15 protein-coding genes are annotated in these 20,020 nt (G+C 43.7%); 4 read left to right on the top strand and 11 right to left on the bottom strand.

Going from position 1 to position 20,020, the window contains the following annotated elements; genetic code table 11:
• Positions 1 to 85 precede the first annotated feature (85 nt).
• Complete coding sequence (locus ACYVRH_RS04545) at positions 86 to 427, top strand: response regulator (protein ID WP_461255742.1); 342 nt, start codon at positions 86 to 88, stop codon at positions 425 to 427.
• A 34-nt stretch (positions 428 to 461) separates the two neighbouring features.
• On the opposite strand, the gene ACYVRH_RS04540 is transcribed toward ACYVRH_RS04545, so the two are convergent.
• Genes ACYVRH_RS04540 through ACYVRH_RS04530 form a run of 3 tightly spaced genes read right to left on the bottom strand, consistent with a single transcriptional unit; the run spans position 462 to position 2,402 of the window.
• Positions 462 to 893: a bacteriohemerythrin gene (locus ACYVRH_RS04540; RefSeq protein ID WP_461255741.1), complete on the bottom strand. Its 432-nt coding sequence runs from the start codon at positions 891 to 893 to the stop codon at positions 462 to 464.
• A 56-nt stretch (positions 894 to 949) separates the two neighbouring features.
• Positions 950 to 1,993 (bottom strand): polysaccharide deacetylase family protein, encoded by a 1,044-nt coding sequence (locus tag ACYVRH_RS04535; RefSeq protein WP_461255740.1) that lies wholly within the window; start codon positions 1,991 to 1,993, stop codon positions 950 to 952.
• Positions 1,974 to 2,402, bottom strand: a complete 429-nt coding sequence (locus ACYVRH_RS04530; RefSeq protein WP_461255739.1) for a hypothetical protein — start codon at positions 2,400 to 2,402, stop codon at positions 1,974 to 1,976. The genes ACYVRH_RS04535 and ACYVRH_RS04530 overlap by 20 nt, the downstream gene beginning before the upstream one ends.
• Before the next feature lie 240 nt (positions 2,403 to 2,642).
• Here ACYVRH_RS04530 and ACYVRH_RS04525 point away from each other — a divergent pair, with 240 nt between their 5' ends.
• On the top strand, positions 2,643 to 4,355 hold the full coding sequence (locus ACYVRH_RS04525; RefSeq protein ID WP_461255738.1) for a glycoside hydrolase family 5 protein: 1,713 nt from the start codon (positions 2,643 to 2,645) through the stop codon (positions 4,353 to 4,355).
• 52 nt (positions 4,356 to 4,407) lie between these two features.
• Here ACYVRH_RS04525 and ACYVRH_RS04520 read toward each other — a convergent pair whose 3' ends face one another.
• Positions 4,408 to 5,085: a response regulator gene (locus ACYVRH_RS04520; RefSeq protein ID WP_461255737.1), complete on the bottom strand. Its 678-nt coding sequence runs from the start codon at positions 5,083 to 5,085 to the stop codon at positions 4,408 to 4,410.
• 61 nt (positions 5,086 to 5,146) lie between these two features.
• Between ACYVRH_RS04520 and ACYVRH_RS04515 the strand changes: the two genes are divergently transcribed.
• Both ACYVRH_RS04515 and uxuA read left to right on the top strand, forming a co-directional pair.
• Positions 5,147 to 7,471: a glycoside hydrolase family 2 TIM barrel-domain containing protein gene (locus tag ACYVRH_RS04515; RefSeq protein ID WP_461255736.1), complete on the top strand. Its 2,325-nt coding sequence runs from the start codon at positions 5,147 to 5,149 to the stop codon at positions 7,469 to 7,471.
• Positions 7,472 to 7,478: 7 nt separating this feature from the next.
• Positions 7,479 to 8,546: a mannonate dehydratase gene (gene uxuA / locus ACYVRH_RS04510; protein WP_461255735.1), complete on the top strand. Its 1,068-nt coding sequence runs from the start codon at positions 7,479 to 7,481 to the stop codon at positions 8,544 to 8,546.
• Between the two features lie 2 nt (positions 8,547 to 8,548).
• On the opposite strand, the gene ACYVRH_RS04505 is transcribed toward uxuA, so the two are convergent.
• From ACYVRH_RS04505 to ACYVRH_RS04475, 7 genes are all read right to left on the bottom strand, one after another.
• Positions 8,549 to 9,058 carry a hypothetical protein gene (locus tag ACYVRH_RS04505; RefSeq protein ID WP_461255734.1) on the bottom strand — a complete coding sequence of 170 codons (510 nt, stop codon included), beginning with the start codon at positions 9,056 to 9,058 and terminating at the stop codon, positions 8,549 to 8,551.
• Positions 9,055 to 9,588, bottom strand: a complete 534-nt coding sequence (locus tag ACYVRH_RS04500; protein ID WP_461255733.1) for a hypothetical protein — start codon at positions 9,586 to 9,588, stop codon at positions 9,055 to 9,057. The genes ACYVRH_RS04505 and ACYVRH_RS04500 overlap by 4 nt, the downstream gene beginning before the upstream one ends.
• Positions 9,585 to 11,492, bottom strand: coding sequence for a FecR family protein (locus ACYVRH_RS04495; RefSeq protein WP_461255732.1), 1,908 nt, complete (start codon positions 11,490 to 11,492; stop codon positions 9,585 to 9,587). Before ACYVRH_RS04495 ends, ACYVRH_RS04500 begins: the two co-directional genes overlap by 4 nt.
• A gap of 2 nt (positions 11,493 to 11,494) precedes the next feature.
• Positions 11,495 to 12,019, bottom strand: coding sequence for an adenylate/guanylate cyclase domain-containing protein (locus ACYVRH_RS04490; RefSeq protein ID WP_461255731.1), 525 nt, complete (start codon positions 12,017 to 12,019; stop codon positions 11,495 to 11,497).
• Positions 11,971 to 13,494, bottom strand: coding sequence for a HAMP domain-containing protein (locus ACYVRH_RS04485; protein WP_461255730.1), 1,524 nt, complete (start codon positions 13,492 to 13,494; stop codon positions 11,971 to 11,973). The genes ACYVRH_RS04490 and ACYVRH_RS04485 overlap by 49 nt, the downstream gene beginning before the upstream one ends.
• Before the next feature lie 615 nt (positions 13,495 to 14,109).
• Positions 14,110 to 18,285: a beta strand repeat-containing protein gene (locus ACYVRH_RS04480; RefSeq protein ID WP_461255729.1), complete on the bottom strand. Its 4,176-nt coding sequence runs from the start codon at positions 18,283 to 18,285 to the stop codon at positions 14,110 to 14,112.
• The gene (locus ACYVRH_RS04475) at positions 18,282 to 20,015 is read right to left on the bottom strand and encodes an InlB B-repeat-containing protein (protein WP_461255728.1); all 1,734 of its coding nucleotides are present in this window, start codon (positions 20,013 to 20,015) and stop codon (positions 18,282 to 18,284) included. Before ACYVRH_RS04475 ends, ACYVRH_RS04480 begins: the two co-directional genes overlap by 4 nt.
• Positions 20,016 to 20,020: the final 5 nt, after the last annotated feature.

The following is a 20,020-nucleotide window of genomic DNA, read 5'->3' as shown; positions in this document are numbered from 1 at the left end:
GCAAGTTTTAACTGTCCCGTGTATACTGGTTAAAAGGAATTTATCAGTCAATTTTAATGGAAATTGTTCCTAAAGGGATGGTGGTATGAATGTAATCCATGTTGATAACAGCGGGTTTTTTCGCAAAGTAATGAAATCCTTTTTGACGGAACTGGGCGTTAATTCTGAAGATTTCAGTAAAGGCGAAGATGTATTGGATGCTATCGGGACGCGTAAAGTATCCTGCGTTATCACCGGATTGGAGCTTCCTGATATGAAAGGCGAGGAATTAATAAGGCAGCTTCAATTTTCCGGCCATTCAATGACAATTATCGCGGTGACGGCAAGCAGTAATGATGAGAGGGTACAAAATCTCGCGGACATGGGAGTTAAGGCAACTATCCAAAAAGGCGGCAACTGGAAAGAAAAATTGCGCGAATATTTTTAGAGATGTCATTTTTTTCATTCTTTTTATTTATTATTTATTTAACAGTCTCTGTTATCTGAGCTAATTTTGCCAAATACGGGGCGTATTTCTTATCAGATATGGCGATGTGGTTAAGAAGCCAGTTTTTCAAGAAATTGGCCAATTCAATCGGCGCCGTTTCTCCAATTTCAAATAATTTAACAGACTTTTTAATCTCCACGACAAATTCTTCATGTTGCTTTTTATGCTCGTTCAGTTCAGGATAGGAAGCAATGCCCATATATTTTTCTTCGTCCGAGAAGTGCACTCTGGCGTATTCCAAGGCTTTGCTGACGGTATGCAAATATACTATGTCCTCTTTAAGCGCCCCCATCTTACAGGCCGTGTAGAGTTCATTTACCATTTTTACAAGTTCTTTGTGCTGGTTATCAATATGTTCGAAACCCACAGAATAAGAATCATCCCATGTAACTAAATTTTCGTCCATAATCCCCCCTATATGGGAAATATAACAAATTATTATGAAAATGACAAGCGTTATTATTAAAAAAAATCACTATAACGATAAAAATTTAACTGTAATTCATTAGCTGTTTGCAGGATATACTCTAAGCGATGCGGTTTAATAGCCCATGTTATTTTGTTTGTAATATCATGAGACGTTAAAGGCAAAATAAGGTTCTGCTCTGTAAATTTTATTGTTCTGAACATAATATCAATTGCCGCGATAAATTCATCCTCATATTTAAAAGTTATGTTATCTATACTTCTTGAAAAAATAAAGCCTTCACGAATAGTCTGACGATCATAAACATGAAAACAAATATCGTACCCCCTTACTACCTTGTATGTTTTTAATAACTCATCATGCATCCATGTTCTGTGTAACCCGTAAGGATAGGCGAAGGAAACAAGCGGCACTTCCATGTTTCTAAAATTGCCCACCTGTGAAATTGTTTGTATATGAAAATCTTGCATGGTAATATTCGGTAATCGCATATGATTTAATGTATGATACCCTATGTCATGTCCGCGTTTCAACGCCGCTCTTGAAAAATACGAATTTGTTTTATATGTCCCCGTGACAAAAAAAGTAACCTTAGCGTTATAACGGTCAAATAATCCAAAATAATTTTCCCATGATTTATAATAATGATCATCAAATGAAAGCAAAATCCCGCTATCGTCTTTTTGAGGCTTCCACAGGAGTTTATCTTCATAAGGCTCTCCGGTTTCCAAATCTTTTAATACAAATGTAATTAAGTATTCCCCCGAATTGTCAATTTTCGCGCGCTTCATATCGTATAACACTTGGAAATAAAAAGTATTCCCCTTTTTGTCTTTTTCTTCGATGTCGGCTTTTACGACTAATTCCCCGGTTTTATCAAATAGAATATATTTTTTTATTTCAGAAGAATTTCTTTTAATTTTTTGAATTGCGTTTATAAGGGGAGGCACTTCAGGCGCTGCTGATAATGGCCGTTTAATTATATTAGATTTACTGCAAGACATGGATGTAACCATGAGTATGATATACATTCCCCATACAATATTTTTATTTAATAGCCTAAAATCCGCGATTATCACGATGCCACTCCCATTTTTGTCCCGTATTATCCCGAAATTCCCTGTATTTTAAAATAGTATATGTAATTGACGCGCCAACAGAAACAGACGCGTTTCCCGCTTTTTCACGAATATTATTGGCGTCCACGTCATCAACAATAAAATAAATATTTTTACCTGATAAGGTTCCGGTCGCGGTAAACATTATCTTTTGGTCTTTTACCGAACCTGACCAAGCAGACATCCCATAGTATCCGTGTTTATGTCTGAATCCGTCCGCTTTTTTGTCAAATGCGGTACCCGGCAAAATAAGGATTTCATCCGCCTTTCCTCTTGTTTTATAAAACCCGGGACGCAGCAACGCTTCCTGCGTAAAGGCATTGGCGGCGGTTAGTATTAAAAAGACAAAAAATGACGCGTTTTTGATCATTGGTTTATTCCGATATGATAATAATAACGTAAATTAAAGAAAGTTTAAATCACCTTTTTTATTGTAAGCTTATAAAAGCTTATAAGTAGGTTTTATTATAATTTACTGTAAAGTACTTTGCTAAAAGAAGTATCCAAAAATAAAAAAAATCTACCACGAACCGCACGAGAATCAGTAACTTTTTGCGCATATCATGTCGCTGTTCGTGTTGATTCGCGTGGTTTGTGGTAGAATAAAAAGATGGAAAAATTCATGAAACCCAAATTAATTTTTATCCTTTCGATAATTCTGGCCGCCTGCAACAGCAATAGCAACAGCACAACTGAATCAAAATTGGTTGATTATTCGGAAACAGATAATGTTGATGCGGCTGTCCGAGCGGCGCCTTTTTCTAAAGGGTTTAATTTTTCAGAGTGGTTTGAATCTAATAACGCGGGAGGCATTCCTTTTACAAAGTTTACCGAACAGGATTTTATCGACATTAAAAGCCTCGGGGCTGATGTGATAAGGCTGCCTATAAAAATGCACAGTATGACAGGCGGAGCCCCTAATTATACCCTTGATCCTCTTTTGGTTAAATTCTTAAAAATAGCTGTGGATTGGGCGGAGAAACACGAAATTTACATTATTATTGACAACCATTCTTTTGATCCGGTGCTTCCTACAAGTACGGACATAGATAAGATTTTAATTCCCGTTTGGGAGCAAATTGCGCGTCTTTTTAAGGATCGCGGCAGTTATGTGCTATATGAAATTTTAAATGAACCTCACGGTATTTCTGACGCGCGGTGGGGGGAAATTCAGGGGAAGGCGATTGAAGCCATACGGCGTATTGATCAGAAGCATACGATTATTGTTGGAGGGACTGATTATAATTCGATTAACAAGCTTGACGCGATTCCAAAATACCCTGACGCAAATTTAATTTATACGTTTCATTTTTATGATCCGTATGTTTTCACTCATCAGGGTGCGACATGGGGAGAGCCTTCAATAGCGGCGCTTAAAGGCGTTCCCTTTCCTTACGTAAAGGAAAAAATGCCAAAAGTCCCAGCCAATTTGAAGGGAACATGGATTGAATCCGCTATAGCGCGTTACCCGTATGAATCCGCCCCCATCGCGCTTTACGCGTCATTAAACAAGGTAACCGCTTTTTCCAAAGAGAGGGATGTTCCCGTTTTCTGCGGAGAGTTTGGCGTATTTATTCCTAACAGCCCAAAGGGAGATCGCGTAACATGGTATAAAGTTGTTTCAGACGCTCTTGATAAAAGAAATATCTCAAGGGCAAGTTGGGATTATTACGGCGGTTTTGGAATTTTTAATTCAAATATGCGAAGTTTTAACAATGATCTTAATGTGGAAGCGGTACGCGCTATGGGCTTTAATCCTCCCCCCCAGATTGGCCTCGTAAAACAAGCATTGAATGGCGGTTTTGTCATTTATGATGATTATCCGAACAATAAATATGTATCGGCCGGTTACTGGGGAGATAATGCGGATTTTAGCCTGTACGACGCAAATTCGGCGCAGGGAGAGTTTGCCATCCGTTGGGGGAACGCGTCTCAGTACGATGTGTTTTATTTTGACATTGACAATTCAATAAATGATTTCAGTTTAATTATTAATAACGGTTTTTATTTGGAGTTTAAGGCGCGGACGCAAAGTCAAGTTAAATTTGACGCGCGTTTTTTAAACGGCGAGGACGCGATTCCGTGGCGCATGCGTTATACGATAAATGAAAATATTCTTCCGCCTGATGGGAAGTGGCACATTGTGAAAATTCCTCTTTCGCAAATGACCGAACATGGGGCGTGGGTTAACGCGACTCAAAAATGGCTTTCACCGGAGGGCAAATTTTCATGGAAAGACGTTCAAAGACTGGAGTTTGTCAGCGAATACGGCGCTATGAAGGGCGTTTCTATTTGGTTTGACGATATAATAATATCAAATTAAATGTAAAACTTTTAAGAACCCAATCGCGTTTTTTTGAAGCGAAGCTCAGGCGTTAAAAATTATCGGAGTGATTAACCCATTCTATCGCCTGTTGCCTGAGTTCCTGCGCCGTTTTACAGCGCAGTTTTAGCTTTATATGCTCCTTGTGCGTATCAATTGTTTTTGCGCTTAATTTCAGCATACTCGCAATCTTAATAGTGCCTAATCCCTTGGCAATAAGCGAAAAAATCTCTAATTCGCGGTTAGAAAGCGTTTGTATGGAAGTAATCCAGTCGCGCTTTACGTCATTGTCCATGTTTTCCGCTGTTGAGTGAAATATCCTTTCTCTTTCATTTTCACTTAAATATATATTTTTTTCCAAAACCGTATTTATCGCTTCCATTATGGCGTCGGCGGATTCTGTTTTTAAAACATATCCTCTGGCTCCAAGGCGAAGAATCCTTTCAGCGTATAAACGCTCATCAAATATTGAAATAATTAAAATAGCTGTTTCAGGATTTATGGACTTTAATTTTTGAATAAACTCAAGTCCGTTTTCATTGCCAATGCGGATTTCCATCAGTACCAGTAATGGTTTTTCCTTTTCAATAATTTTTAACGCTTCGGCGTAACTTGCGGCTGTTCCGATAATATTAAATTTAGAAGTATTTTCAAGAAGAGTTGAAAGTCCCATAATAAAAAGCGGATGATTATCAATAATAAGTACTTTAATATTTCCGTTTTTTGCCATAAATATATATTATCAATTTATTATAAATATGGTAAAGTATCCGTAAGGTTGGAGGTTATATATGAAAGATAATTCAGCGCTTCTTTTTAACAAGTCCTGGAAATTTTTGCATGGAGACGCGAAAAATGCCTATATGGTGAATTTTTGCGACAGCACATGGAAAAATGTTGATCTTCCGCATGACTGGGTTATATCACAGCCGTTTTATCGCGGGACGAAAGAAGGCTGGACAGGTCAAAATATGCAGGGATTTTTCGCGTGGGAGGGAGTTTGCTGGTACCGCAAGGAATTTACATTGAATGATATTGCGCAAAATGAAGTTTATCTTTATTTTGGCGGCGCGTACCGTAACAGTACGGTTTATATAAACGGGAAAAAAGCGGGCGGACGCGCGTCTGGCTATTCAAGTTTTGAGATTGATATTACTGATTTTATAAAAGAGGGAAAAAACGTCGCCGCCGTAAGGCTGGACAACGGCTGTGAGGCGCCCGACAGGTGGTATTCAGGCAGCGGGCTGTTCAGAAACGTTTTTTTAAAAATTTATCCCGTTACGCACATTAAAACATGGGGCGTTCACGTGGAGCCTGTATTGTCAGCTAACAAAAAATCCGCCGAAGTTGCCGTAACCGTAACGGTTGTCAGCCGCGATAAAAAAAGCGGCGGCGCCGTTTGTCTGCGCCTGCTTGCTCCCGATGGAAATTGCGCTGCGGAGGGTTCAGTTTCTTTTGACTGCGGTGGGAAAGAAGAAACCGAGGTGAAACAAACCTTGCGTATCCAAAACCCCGCGCTGTGGTCCGCGCAAGAGCCTAATTTGTACCGCGCAGTAATTTATCTGAAGCAGGAGGGCGGGGCAGGGGAGCCTGTAGAAGTCAGTTTCGGCGTCCGCTCCGTTGAGATTGCGTATAACAAGGGAATGACTGTAAACGGGGAGAAAGTAAAATTGAAAGGAGTGTGTCTGCACCATGAAAGCGGCATAACGGGTTCGGCGTACTATGACGCGGTTTGGCGGCGGCGGCTAAATATTTTAAAAGCTCTAGGCTGTAACGCGATAAGGACAAGCCACAATCCGCCAGCGGAAGAATTTTTGGATTTATGCGATGAGCTTGGATTTTATGTAATAGACGAATGTTTTGACAAATGGAAGAGCGGTTATTATGCCGCGCATTTTGACGAAGACGCCCAACGCGACCTTACGGATTTTATTCTGCGCGACAGAAACCACCCATGCGTCTTTATGTGGAGCGTCGGCAATGAAGTGGAAAATCAGGGCGCGGACAGCATGCTTGAACTGCAAAAAAAATTAACCGCTATCGTCCGCAGTATTGATTCCCGTCCCGTGACATGCGCCCTTGCCCCGCACGCGGTTCCGCGCACCCTTGTGAACGAACCGCCGCAGGAACTTGCCAAATTAACAAAAAAACTTGCGAAGGACGTTGATGTATTGGGTCTTAATTACCATGAGCCGTTATATGAATATTATATAAAGTCAATTGAAAAGCCCATTGTAGGAACCGAGTGTTATGAGTATTATTCAAGCGTAGGAACTAACTATGAAGACGTTTGCGATAAAAATACATGGCAGTATGTTCTTGAAAATGAAAATGTAATAGGACAGTTTATATGGGCGGGAATTGATTATCTTGGAGAAAGCCCGTGGCCATCAAAAGGCTGGTCGGGATCAATTTTGGATATTTGCGGTTTTATGAAACCTAACGCGTTTTTCCGCAAAAGCTTGTGGACGGATGAGCCTTTCGTCTATATGGCTTTTTATGATCAATATAAAAAAACTGACTACACGCGGGGACGCTGGTCGTTCCCCCAACTTACATCCCACCTTAACCATGAGCATTTTTTGCGCAGTACTGTAAAAATCGCGATTTTTACAACTTGTGATGAAGTTGAACTGTGGATTAACGCTAAAAAAATGGGGCGCAGAAAAAGAGCTGATTTTAAAAACGGAATTGTAGAATGGACTATTGAATACGCTCAGGGTAATATTGAAGTAAAGGGAATCAATAACGGTAAAGAGGCCTGCTCGCATATTTTAAAGACGGCGGACAAGGCGCAAAAAATAAAACTTATTTCTGATAACGCTAATCTTAAAGCCGGTGAAATTGCGCATATAGAAATTAATGTTACCGATAAAAACGGCATTCTTTGCCCCAATGAAGAATTAATAGAGTTTTCGCTGGAAGGGGACGCTGAATTCCTGGGAGCCTGTTCCGGCGATTTAACGCAAAATTTGGGATTTACAAAAACAAGAGTTGTTACTTTTGAAGGAAGGGCGCTTGCGATGATAAAAGCCGGCGCGGGAAGCGGAAATATAGCGTTATGCGCATATAACGAAAATCTTGAAAAAGCGTCGTTGCGCTTCAAGGTAAAGTGAGTTAAAAATGAAAATGACCATGCGCTGGTTCGGGCCGGGCTTTGATCCCGTAACTTTGGACAAGATACGGCAGGTTCCCGGCATTAGCGGAGTTATTACCACTCTGTACGGCGTTCCGCCCGGAGTGGAATGGAAAAAAGAGGAACTTTTCGCGCTTAAAAAACAAGTTGAGGATAACGGCCTTGTTATCGCGGGAATAGAAAGCGTCAATGTTCATGACGAGATTAAAACCGCCGGCAAAGAGCGCGATAAATATATAGAAAAATATATTAATACATTAAAAATAATCGCGCAGGCGGATATACGCCTTGTCTGTTATAATTTCATGGCGGTCTTTGACTGGACGAGATCTGATTTGGCGAAACCCCGTCCCGACGGCGCTTTTGTGATGGCGTATCAGCAGGATTTAATCGATAAAGTTAACCCCGACAATATGTTTGACGTAATGAACGAAAAGGCGCACGGGCTTTTGCTTCCCGGTTGGGAACCGGAAAGAATGGCGGATATACGCAAATTGTTTGCCCTATACGCAAAGATTGACGAAGAAGCGTTATTTGCAAATCTTGTTTATTTCCTAAAGGCGATTCTGCCGACTTGCGATAAATATGGAATTAAAATTGCGATTCACCCCGATGATCCGTCATGGTCTGTATTCGGCCTGCCGCGAATAATGAAAAACAGGGAAGACCTTCTGCGTCTTGTTAAAACGGTAGACAATCCCTTAAGCGGCATAACTCTTTGCACAGGAAGCCTGGGAAGCAGTCCCGCTAACGACATTCCCGCGATTATTCACAGTCTGAAAGGCCGCATACATTTTGCCCATGTCCGTAACGTTAAACATAACGCCACCGGCGATTTTGAAGAATCGGCCCATCTTTCATGCGACGGCTCCCTTGACATGTACGCCATTATGAAAGCGTTATGCGACACTGGCTTTGACGGCCCAATAAGGCCTGATCACGGAAGAACCATCTGGGGTGAAGTTTCCATGCCCGGATACGGCCTCTACGACCGCGCCATAGGATTAAGTTATTTATCGGGGCTATTGGAAGCGATTCAAAAGAGCGGGAATTAAATCTAGAACTGCCATCCGATACCGAGCCACGGGCGCAGGGAGCCGGAAAAGTTGTTTTGGTTTATTAAATGATTAAAGCTAAAGCCGGCTTCTAAATACAGTTGTTTAAATGCAAACCAAAGAAAAGATACGTCAATATTTATTAAAGGGACTAATCCTCCTGTTGAGTAGTAGTATTCTTCTGAATATATTTCGCCAATTTGAAAGGATACGGCGCCTCCCGCTCTGAGCGTTACGGCCATCTTTTTGTTTGGAAGCAGTTTTCGCGCGACAATATTAACGCCTATTATTCCGGCTTGCATTGTAAGTTTTTCGTTAATGTTATCATTGTTAAGCGCGTACCATGACGTTGACAGTTCAACGCCGGGATTAATCCATTTTATTTTATTATAAAGCAAACCAAAGCGAACGGCGGCGCCTGAGGCCTGAAATTCATTTCCAAAAATTTCCTGCATTCTTCCGTAGACGGGGATTATCGGATTCCATGCCGCATTCAGATAAAAACTAATCATTTATTGGCTCCAGCCGCCTGTTTATCAACAATTACTACTCCATCCTGTTTTTCCAATTCCTCCGGATTTTTAATAATAATTTCATTAACGCCGGGAATGAGCTGTTTATTGTCATTAGAATGGAGAATATAACCGCCATCTTCGGTTGTCTGCACTTCAACAGAAACAATTGGAGCCGGTTTTACGTCAATGATTACCCATGCTGACGCTTCGCCCGCCTGTTCCAGAAAATCATAGGGGATTATGCGGTAACGGTAATTTCCCGGAGGAACTGAAATTTGAAGAGTTGGCAATTCGGTAAACTCCCGCATATATGAGCGGTATCCTTTGCCTTCGTTCTGCTCAATTACCACTTCGTATTTAAGCGTGTATTCATCACCAATCCATGCAAGTTGTTGCACATAACGCTGTTCAATAACGTAGCGTCCGCTCTGCGCCCAAAGGACGGCGCTCATGAAAAGAAGCGCCGTTAAAACAGCTAAGCGCAAAAGGTGATTTTTATTAATATTAAAAATATTTCCGCTAATCATTGGAGAGCCTCTGATCCGTCAATTATCTTTACCGGGCCGGCGCGGGGAATGTCTATTACAAAATTATTTTCTCCCAAATTGCCACGCTGTTCAATAACATTGTTCCGTCCCATGTTTACCGCTTCTACCTGCCAGATAAAATTTCCCCTGCCTAACGTTTTAACTTCCGCCGCCCATGAGGTGCGGTTCTCAGGCCCTATTTGCGCGATTTGTTTCCGTCTGCCGTCAGCTTCCTGATAAAGCGTAAAAATATACGCGTTTGCCCCCGATACGGCTGACCATCTGAAATTAATGCTTCCAGTTTTAAGTTCTTCAATGCCAATACGCTGTCCTGTGGCGGGCTGGCGGTTCTCGGGGGCGGACAAACGTGGAATTGGCAGTACGCGCAATTGACGCGGGCTTTGCGCGGTAATGTCCGCGCCGTCTGGAGTTTGCGCTTCAACAGTCCAGTACCAGACGCCTTCTTCAAGACGGTCAAGACGGATTGTCCTGTTTGGATCGGGTATCTCTACTGCGGCCTGCCCCGTTAAGGGATTGGAATTTCGGGAAAGAACGAACCTTGACTTTGCCACAGCTTCAGTACTGCTCCAGCGGAATACAGTCTGCTGGCGCAGGGCAGTCAGTCCCGGCAGAGACGCGTCATTGTTTGGCAATTCAAGGGTTACGCGACTGGGCTGCGAAGGAGTGATGGGAGCGGATGCAGGCTCATCTTTTCTTACTATGCTGAAAGACGAAACACGCGCATTAACGCCGCCCTCGCCGGCTTGGGAAAACACAGGCGTTACCCGCCAATACCAATTTCCTTCCGTAAGGCTTGAGTCAGATAGAGACGTAACCGCCGATTGCTTTTTTATTACTGGATTTCTGAAATCAGGCGAAGAGTCAACTTCTATAATATAATGCGAAGCGTCTTCGGTCTGGGACCACTGGAAATTAAGTTTTGGCAGATCGGTTTCATAAATAAACTGCTGGTTTCTTGCCGGGCTTAACAGTTCGGGAGCGGACGCTTCCGTTATGGTGAAACGTCCCGAACTGAGAATTGTACTGTTAGCGCCGCTATTGTAAACCAGCCGCCAGTTCCAAAGCCCCGCGTTAAGAGCGGTTTGCGCCGAAGAGTTAAGCCCGTCAAGAGCGCGGACGGAACGGCTGAAACTTTGATCTTCAGCTATTTCTAAGCGCAAAGTTTCATCCGGCTGAAGATTTATTCTGTTCCATGAAAAAGAAATGTTAATCATCTCTCCGGCGCTTTTTATGTAAATGGCGTTAGGACGCGGTTGAATGATCATTGCCGCAGGTTCAAGGCGGATAGCGCCTTCGCTGTCCATAGAGATTATCCCGCCAGAGGACAGTTCGCGGTTCTGTCCCTCATCGGCGATAACCGCCGCGCCCTCGCTGACTTGCAAAGTCATGCCGCTGTTTCCGGCGGCGGCGTTAAGCGCCGTTCCCGGCCTCGCTTCCACCTGCCGTCCCATAATATTTAAAACGACATTGCCGCCTTCGTTTGCGGTAACAAGGCCCATATTTCCGGTTGTAAGTTCAATTTTAAATTCGCCGCTTTCTTTGTCGTAATGAAGGCGGACAAGCGTATTTTCATTCAAAGAAATGTCATTGCCGCTTACGTGGAGATCGGCTTCGGAATTATCCGCCACGCGGATAATATCATCGGAATAAACGAGCGATTCTTTTATCAGCCTGTCCCAAACCACTCTGTCCGACATTCGGCGCTGAACGGTATTTCTTTTAATGGAAACGGATCCGATAGGCGTTTTGTTTTGCCCGTTGAGAGTTTGAAAAAGATCGAGTCTGAACATATTAATGCTGTAAGCCGAGGCTGATAGGCAGAGTAGGACGACAAGAAAATCCGCAACTCGGAATTTACCGCCCGTTTTTTTCTCGCTTGCCATTTTTACTTGCCGCCAATTTTGTACTTGTGTTCTTCGGCGTTGACGTCCGCCTTTGAAATATCAGGCGGTTTAATGCCTAACAATTTTCGCACCTCCGCCAAAGTCTTCGGCCCTTGAGGGACTGAAACAAGATTCACAACTGCAAAAAGCCGCACGGGTTTTTCTTTTCCCTTTACCGTCACAGGAGGCATTTCTTCGACAATATTTTGCTCCTTTACCATGTTCCATGTGTCTTCGGTAATAAGGATGTCTGTCCCCAACGGCTTGTTAAGCGCTTCAACGCGCGAGGCGAGATTTACGGGATCGCCTATGACGGTGTACTCCATGCGAAGGTCGGATCCGATCTGCCCCGCCGTTACAATACCGGTGTTGATGCCACAGCCGATTTTGATAGGCGGGTTCCCGATGTTTTCCTGTTTCCGGTTTTTATTTAATTTATAGAGCGCCACCCTCATTAGCAGAGCCGTCTTAACGCAGTTTAACGCGTGTCTTCCTGCGGACTTCCCGCAGTAGTGGCAGTTCCCCAATGCGCCATTACCGCGTCTCCGATAAATTTATCCACAACGCCGTTAGTTTTTTCCACGCATTCGACCATGCCGGTTAAATATTCATTGAGCCAGTGGACGATGCGGTCGGAAGCGTCGTCACCAAACGCCTTGACAAAGTTTTCCGATTTTTCCGTAAAGCCGCGTATATCTGAAAAAAAGATTGTCGCGTGTTTCGACAGGCCGCCCGGTTTAATGGCGCCGCGCATTGCCTGAACTGCGATGTCGCGGTTTGTAAACTTGCCGAAGATTCCAAGAGCGGAACACATCTTTCCAAAGCTTGACGTTAATAAGCCGATCTCATCGCTGCCCGCCGGCTGCAGTTTAACGTCAAAGATGCCGCCTTCAACGTTACGCGCTGCGGCGGCAAGCGCTTTAAGCGGAACGGAAATGCTTTTTGCGAAAAACCAGATGCACATTATGGAGAGGAACAAAATTGCGGCGGTCAGGTACAAATTGCGCCGCGTAGTGGCGGCTATGCCTTCAAAGACTTTGCCGTATTCGATGGTTGTGATTACGACGCTCCCCGCCGCATTAAGCCGCGTGTATGCAAGATAATGGCGCACTTTTTCAGCGTTATAATCTTTATTCAGTTTTTGTTTAACATTTTCCCACAAGCGGATGATTAACGGCGCGTCCTCCGTATCGCCCTTCGCCTGCCGATTGTCAAGATCGGCTAACATCTGCTTGTTACGGTCGGGGCTGTTAAAAATTTGCCTGATAATGTCCTGCTTCGCAAGATTTACGGCTGTTTTTACCCTTTCCGGGTCAGCGTCCGCAATAATATCGCCGTCCGCGTTTATTAAATATGACGTGTTTACGCCCATGCCAAAACTTTCGTTCAGGTTTTCGCTGGAGAACAGAACGCATCCCCCTCCGCCCTGTATCGGGAAAAACATCGCCGCGAGAGCCGTTGACGCTTGCGCTTTGTTAAACCACGGCGAGGCGTTGATTAGCGCCGTTTGCCCTATCGCTGCGTTTTCAAGTATTTTTTTGCTGTCGGCGCGGAAAGCGTCCGCAAGAGATTTTTCAATTCCCCGCGACGTGAAAAAACGCTCGTTGACAAATACCCGATTCGTCCATGCGGCGAATGATCGGTCGGCAGATGTATAAAAAAGAGCCGCTATCTGCGGATTCTGCGTAAAAAAATAATTTGCTTCGTCATTTATCACGCTGCTTCGGTTCCCAAGAACGGCTGCAGTGCGCGTGAACATGAGGGCAAGCAATCGCGTTTTTTCCAATGTTTGTTCAGTTTCCGCCGCCGCGCGCCTGTTTACCTCAAAGTTATTTTCTTCGGCGGATATTTTAAGGTCTTCCCGCACCAGCCATGACACCAGCGCGGTTATCGAACCGAGGGAAACTAATACTATTATCGAAATTATTGTTATAAGTTTTGCGCCGATGGAAAAACGCAGCCTGTTGCCGCCGCGCCTTTCATTATAATTTTTTTCACTCATTACGAAAAAATCCGCCTTTTGGGGGAAAAATTTCCCTTTATTTTATTAATTATAAGATTTTTTAGATTTTTCTGCAAGAGTTCATTTCCGCAAGAGTTCACACGAAAAACACGGGACAGAATATTTTTTTATTCTTTTAACTGGACAACAAATGGTGAACAATTTATAATATATGTGTGAATGAGTCGCTCGACAATATTAATAAAACACTTGAAACTCAATTTAAGCGACAAAATGAGATTATGCGGCAAATGTTAGATATTATGCCGAGACCCGCAAGTAAATTTATTCGTGTAATGGAAACATTTGTACTTTTTCATTAGTGTTTTTGGTATTATTAGCCTTATTGATATTATAATTAAATGGTTTATAGTAGGATAATATGGTATTACAATTTGTTCTTTCGTTGCTTATTACTATACTTGGATTGACAACCTTTTTTATGTTGAGATATATGAGGAAACACAAAATAACACAGGGATGACAATGTGAATAGAGGGTAGAGGGCGAAGCTGAAAAGTTATACGTAGTATTATCAGGCGCAATTTACTAACAACGATACTAATAACTAACAATTATCCACTAACCACTAATTTGTATGCAAATCATAAATTATTACTGCGGCAGGGTATTATCGGTGGTGCTAATAACGTCTGTGCCGTAAGCGCCATCGTAACTGGCTGTTCCGTTATTGTTTACAAAAATAGCCGCGCCGCTGGTTGCTGTGTTTGGAGCGCCGGGTGGTGTGTATGTTTCTCCATCACTGCCATAAATAGTTCCGCCGCTCATTTTAAAGGTTCCTGAGATTAAATATACTCCGCCGCCATTGCTTGAGGCAGTGTTAGATTTTATTGTGCCGCCGCTCATGGTAAAACTATTACCAGTATGGCCGTTACTAATAGTAAAAGAGACTCCGCCGCCGCAGCCAGTAGTGCTTGTTGCATTGTTTCCCTCTATTATTCCGGCGCTCATTTCAAAATTTCCGTCTTGTATATTCACTCCGCCGCCTGAGGTTGTCGCATTGTTATTTTTTATTATTCCGCCGCCACCGCTCATTTTAAAATTTCCTTGAGGGCTAAAAACTCCGCCGCCGTTACTTGCGCTGTTATTATTTATAATGCCGCCGCTCATTTCAAAGGTATTATTATTGGAAGCAAAGTACACGCCGCCGCCGTAAATGCCTGAGTTGTTATAACATATTGTTCCACCGCTCATTTTAAAATTCGTTCCGGCAAAATAAATTCCACCGCCGCCGGTGTTTGCTGAAATTTCATTAGGGACTTTGTTTGGGGACCCGTCTGCTCCTATCGTCCCGCCGCTCATTTCAAAGGATGTTCCAGAGGCAAAGTAAATTCCGCCGCCGCCGTTGGTTGATGCTGTGCCGTTTGCTGTGTTGCCTTTTATTATACCGCCGTCACCTAATGTAAAGGCTGTGCTGGATGTGGCTGCTACATACACTCCGCCGCCGCTGGTTGCGGTGTTACAGTCTGTCCCAGTTCCTCCTATGACTCCGCTAGTCAGGTTAAATGTTCCGCCGCTGGCTACATACACGCCGCCGCCGTTGCCTGTTGCGCTGTTCGCGGTGTCAGCGGGGGCAGCTTTTCCTATTTGACCGCCTGTCATGGTAAAGGTTCCGTTTGCTACAAACACTCCGCCGCCGCTACTGCCAGTGCCATTTGCTTGATTACCTGATATTTTGCTGGTACTGCCGCTCATGTTAACGGTTCCGTTGTTCAGATACACGCCGCCGCCGGAGCCGCTATTTGTTTTATTGCCTGTTGATATTTCACCGCCGTTCATTTCAAAAGTTCCACTGTTAATAAACACTCCGCCGCCGTTGGTGTTTGCCGTATTGCCTTTTATAAACCCGTTAGTCATGGTAAATTTTCCATTATTGGCCACATACACGCCGCCGCCCTTATCTGCGGTATTAGCGGTTTCCGATGCAGTTTTGCCTATAGTACCGCCGCTCATGGTAAAATTACTGTTAATATCGGTAATATACACGCCGCCGCCGAAATTGTTATTTGCGGTGTTTCCTGATATTTCACCGTCGCTCATGGTGAGGGTAAAGTTGCTATACACGCCGCCGCCATAGCTTCCTGAAGAATTGCCCGATATTTTGCCGCCGTTAATGGCGAGGGGTCCATTGGTGATATTCAGCCCGCCGCCGTTGCTACTTGCGGTATTGCCTATTATTTTAGCGTCGCCGCTCATGGTAAATTTTCCACCGGCTACATACACGCCGCCGCCATTGGTTGCTGTGTTAGCGGTTCCCGCTGCAGTTCCGCCTATAGTTCCGCCGCTCATGTCAAAAGTCGTACCGGTAAAATACACGCCGCCGCCATTGCCGTTATTATTGCCTGAACCTGAAACGCTGTTTCCTTGTATGTTACCGCCGTCCATTTTAAAAGTTCCATTTGCCACATAGACTCCACCGCCATAACCATCAGGGGAAGCGTCTGCATTGTTTTTAAAATTTTCAATAGTAACGTTATTGCTCATTACAAAAGCTCCGCTCATTACATAAACGCCCCTGCGTCCAGTTGTGGAAGCCACACTGCCGCCGCTGAGGATAAGGCTACCGCCACTGCCGCCCAAGGTAAGTGAACCGGTACTAACGGTAAATAGCGCGAAGCCTCCGTCGGAAGCAGTTATAGTGCAATTCTTTCCGGTGTCAGCGGTAAGCTTTATATTCTTAGCGTTATATATTTCATAACCGGAATCGGAGGTTATATCGCGTAAAATGACTATTTCTGTGGGGGGTGTAGATGTGCCGCCTGTAGCTGCTGCAATAGCGGCGGCAAGTGTTGTGTAGTATGTTGATCCGATTCGCGCTTCATACATTTCCGCAACAAGTTTACCGGTGTCTGGCGCGGAAGTGGAAATTGTATAGCCGTAAGGAGCGGCCGGTTGTGGGGTGCTGATAGATTGTTTATTGCCGTTACTGCTTACAAAAGACACATTCTGGAATTTTACCACAGTACCGGCATCAGTAGTGTCCAATACCTTCTTGTTTAACCACAAGTTAATGATATCGTTGAAATTGGGAGGGCCTCCCCATAAATTAAGGCTTGTAGTAACACTTTCTGTCCAGCCGGAATTAATGGTTGCGTAGGAATTGCCGGTGGGTCCCGCACTCAGGGTAAGCGTCCCTATAGTCGCGTTATCTGATAAGGTAAGTGAAGCGCCGCTGTCAATAAAAACATCCCCGAGCGGGCTGGTATTCGATGTGACCTTACTGTTTCCAGCCATGGTAAATGAGCTTGCTCCAGCTATATACACGGCTGTTGAAATGGTTGACAAAGTGTTATTACCAGTGATTTCAGCGTCTCCGCTCATACTGAATGTTCCGTTTCCGGTAACATATACCGCGCCGCCATTTCCGTAAGTATATGTGCTGTTATTGTGATTATCTGTAATTTCTCCGCCCGACATATTAAAAGTTCCGTTCACATACACGGTTGCGTTGTATGAATCACCTTTATAAGTGTTGCCGGTAATTTTTCCGCCTGTCATATTAAAAGTTCCGCCCGTATTTACAGTCACCAAAGCATTATCGTTATCGCTAACCCCTTGAAGAATAATGTTTTTTCCAATGGTCAGCGTAATCCCGCTCTGTATTGTAAACAAGATATTGGTTTGTGGACTGAGCGTTACACTAGTTAATCCGATTATTGTCAAATTATAAGCGCCGGTGAAAGCGTAACCATTTATAGTTACATCAGAATCAAGGAACAATGTATAACTGGCACTATGAGTATTAGCATACGAAGCAGCTTTTTCAATAATTGTAGTCCCATTCTGGTTACTAATATTAATTGTTGGAGCCGTCCAACGCGCAGTCAGCGTCATGTCGCAGGTTATCGGTTTAGTGTAATCCCATTCAGTACTGCCATAATCCCAGCCGTCAAAAGTACAATTATTAGGCGGCGGATTTAAGTATAAACCTGCCGGAATTGGTTTATTAATAGCCGGTTCGTGAGTGGTTTTACTTATTTGATTGCCGTGGAAATAAGTCACCGGAAGGCTCGTTCCGTTATCATAATCAAAGGTAATCGTGTATTTTATATTATTAAAATGCTCATCCTTAAATTCATAAGTGAAAAAACTTTCTAAATTATCATATATATGGACAAATTCATTAAACTGAATCTCCTGCGCGTTTTCCCGTATAAGGTAAAAAACCAAGCGGTAATAACCTGTTTTAAGAGCGCGGGAACCGGTAAATGGCGATGGTAGAGAAAACGGTATAGGTTCTAGTTGCGTGTCGTTTGCCGGGTCCACCGGAGTTATATTTAAAAAAGAAGCTGGACTAAGATCGGCGGGAAATTTAATCTCCCACTTGAATGTTCCCTGATTACCGGCGGTAATAATTGGATTTAAGGTAATGTTAAGAGCGGCATTTGCGCCTTCGATAACTGTAATCCCCGTCAACTGCCCTTGCGCCGCAGTTTTGGTTTTTGCAGTATCAGCATAAGCGGTTACCTGCACGTTATAATTTCCGGGTTCAAGATAAAACGGCTCTGTTATGGCAGTACGGTCAAACGTTTCAGTTGCATTAGTTACGGAATTAATGAATGTAACCGTATACGCGTTAAATTGAGACAAGCCGGAAGGGAGAATCGTCCGTCCGTTTATCCCGTCAATAATCAGAGTAACGGAGCCTTTTCCCTTTGGAATGGACTGCGGCGCGTGTTGCGGGACAGTTTCCTGACAGGCGGAGAAAATAAACAATGAACAAAGGGCAAATAATAAAATCCTTAAATTTTTATTCTTCATTTTTTTCATGGCTCCACCCTAAACTCAACATTAGTGATATATGGAACGCCGCCTTTCATTGCTTCCACCCTGACAAATTTAGTGCCTATCATATTGTATTGGTAATCCGATGAATCAAGGGTAAGGCTTGCTTCATCTCCTAGAATAATGTCATTGTAATACCATTCAACGCCAGTATACTTGTCATAGTCGCTTATCGTAAGTGTTGCCTTGGTAGCCCCGTTCTCGCTTGAACGGTGTATAACGATGCCGGAATTTACAGACGGCGAGTTATCGGGATTAAATTCAAAAGTAATGCCCTGGCTGCTCAGCCATTTCGCGTATAAGGTGATGTTGGCTGTAACAGTATCGTTAGTGAAGTTCCATAGAGTGATTAATCCCGATTCTTTATACCAGCCGTCGAATTTATAACCTGTTCTGGTTGGATCCGCTGGTTTGGTTACAGTACCGCCTGATACTATATTCTTTGAAGGCACGTTGCCGCCGCCATTGCTTTCAAATGTTACCGTGTAGAACATAATTTTCTCGCTGACGCTTGGAGTGCCCGCGTTGTAGTTAGCGTTTTCCTTTGAACGGGCAAAAATGTAATAAGGCGTATTTGCAGAAAGACCGCCGAATGTCGTTCCGTCCTGCCAGCCGGTTTCCGGTACTGCCGTTGACGTGTTTTTTGCGTATTCAATGGATTGGCCATTAGCGGGCGAGGTTATGGGAGTGACTGTAATACTGAGATTATCAGTATTCAATGTAACAACGGGCGTACCAACCGCCGCGCCAGCGGCCTTGTTGACAGTCAATAATACATCAGTAATTGCGGAATGGCGGCCTACCGATACCGTAATGGGATGTCCGTTATGCTCTGTACGAATAAGCCTCGCGCCCTGCGCCGGATTCGTAGAAATATTAGTGCCAAAATTGATAAGGTCGAATTCCTCATCAGTATTGTCAGTGTAAATAAGTTTTACGCGAAGCCCTGTAAGATCGAGCGTGTCGCCGTGCGCGTATTCCGTGTTTTTCGGTTGGCCAATGATTTCTATCCCTTTAACCGCGTTTGCGAGAGTCGGATCAAATAACAGTGATAGGGTAACCGCCTTATCACTACTATTTGTGATTGCCGCCGTATGGCCGTTAATTTTCGCCGAGGGAGTCTCCACAAATTTGTTGCCCTCATTTGCCGTAACCGTAACAGTCGACGTATATGCGGTATTGCCCTGGAACGTATCGTGAACAGGCGACCATGAAACTTCTCCTACGGCATAGCTTACGCCGCTTTCGCTTGCGAAGGCATAAGTATCCGGCGTTTCACCAGTGCCGGGGCCGGTTACGATGATGTCAATAGAATTTATGTCAGTTAATACAGGCTGATCGCCTTCCTTTATATTAATGAAAAAATCCTGAGTATAATCCATTCCTTCCGCGATGCCGTTTTTGACTGTCGCTCTTAATGAAACTATCCCTTTCGCCTTAGTATTTAAAATATTTCCGCTGATACCCGCTTCGGTGGTTCCCGCGTTTTCAACAAGCCAAACAATAGATTTATAACTAGCGAAACTGGGACTGACTTTTCCGGTAAGCGGTATAGGCGTTCCCGCCACGCCTGTTTCCGGTACGTCTTTAATAGACGCTACTGGTATGAAAAACGGATCATGCCCGCAGGCTGTCATTACTAAAAACAGCGCGGCGATTAGGGGAAATATCCGCCAAGCGGGTTTAATTACGATTTTATCATTTATTTTTACCATATATG

The organism is Treponema sp. R80B11-R83G3 (assembly GCF_054786115.1).
The sequence above is the reverse complement of the archived record's forward strand: the minus strand, read 5'-3'. Positions and strand labels throughout refer to the sequence as shown.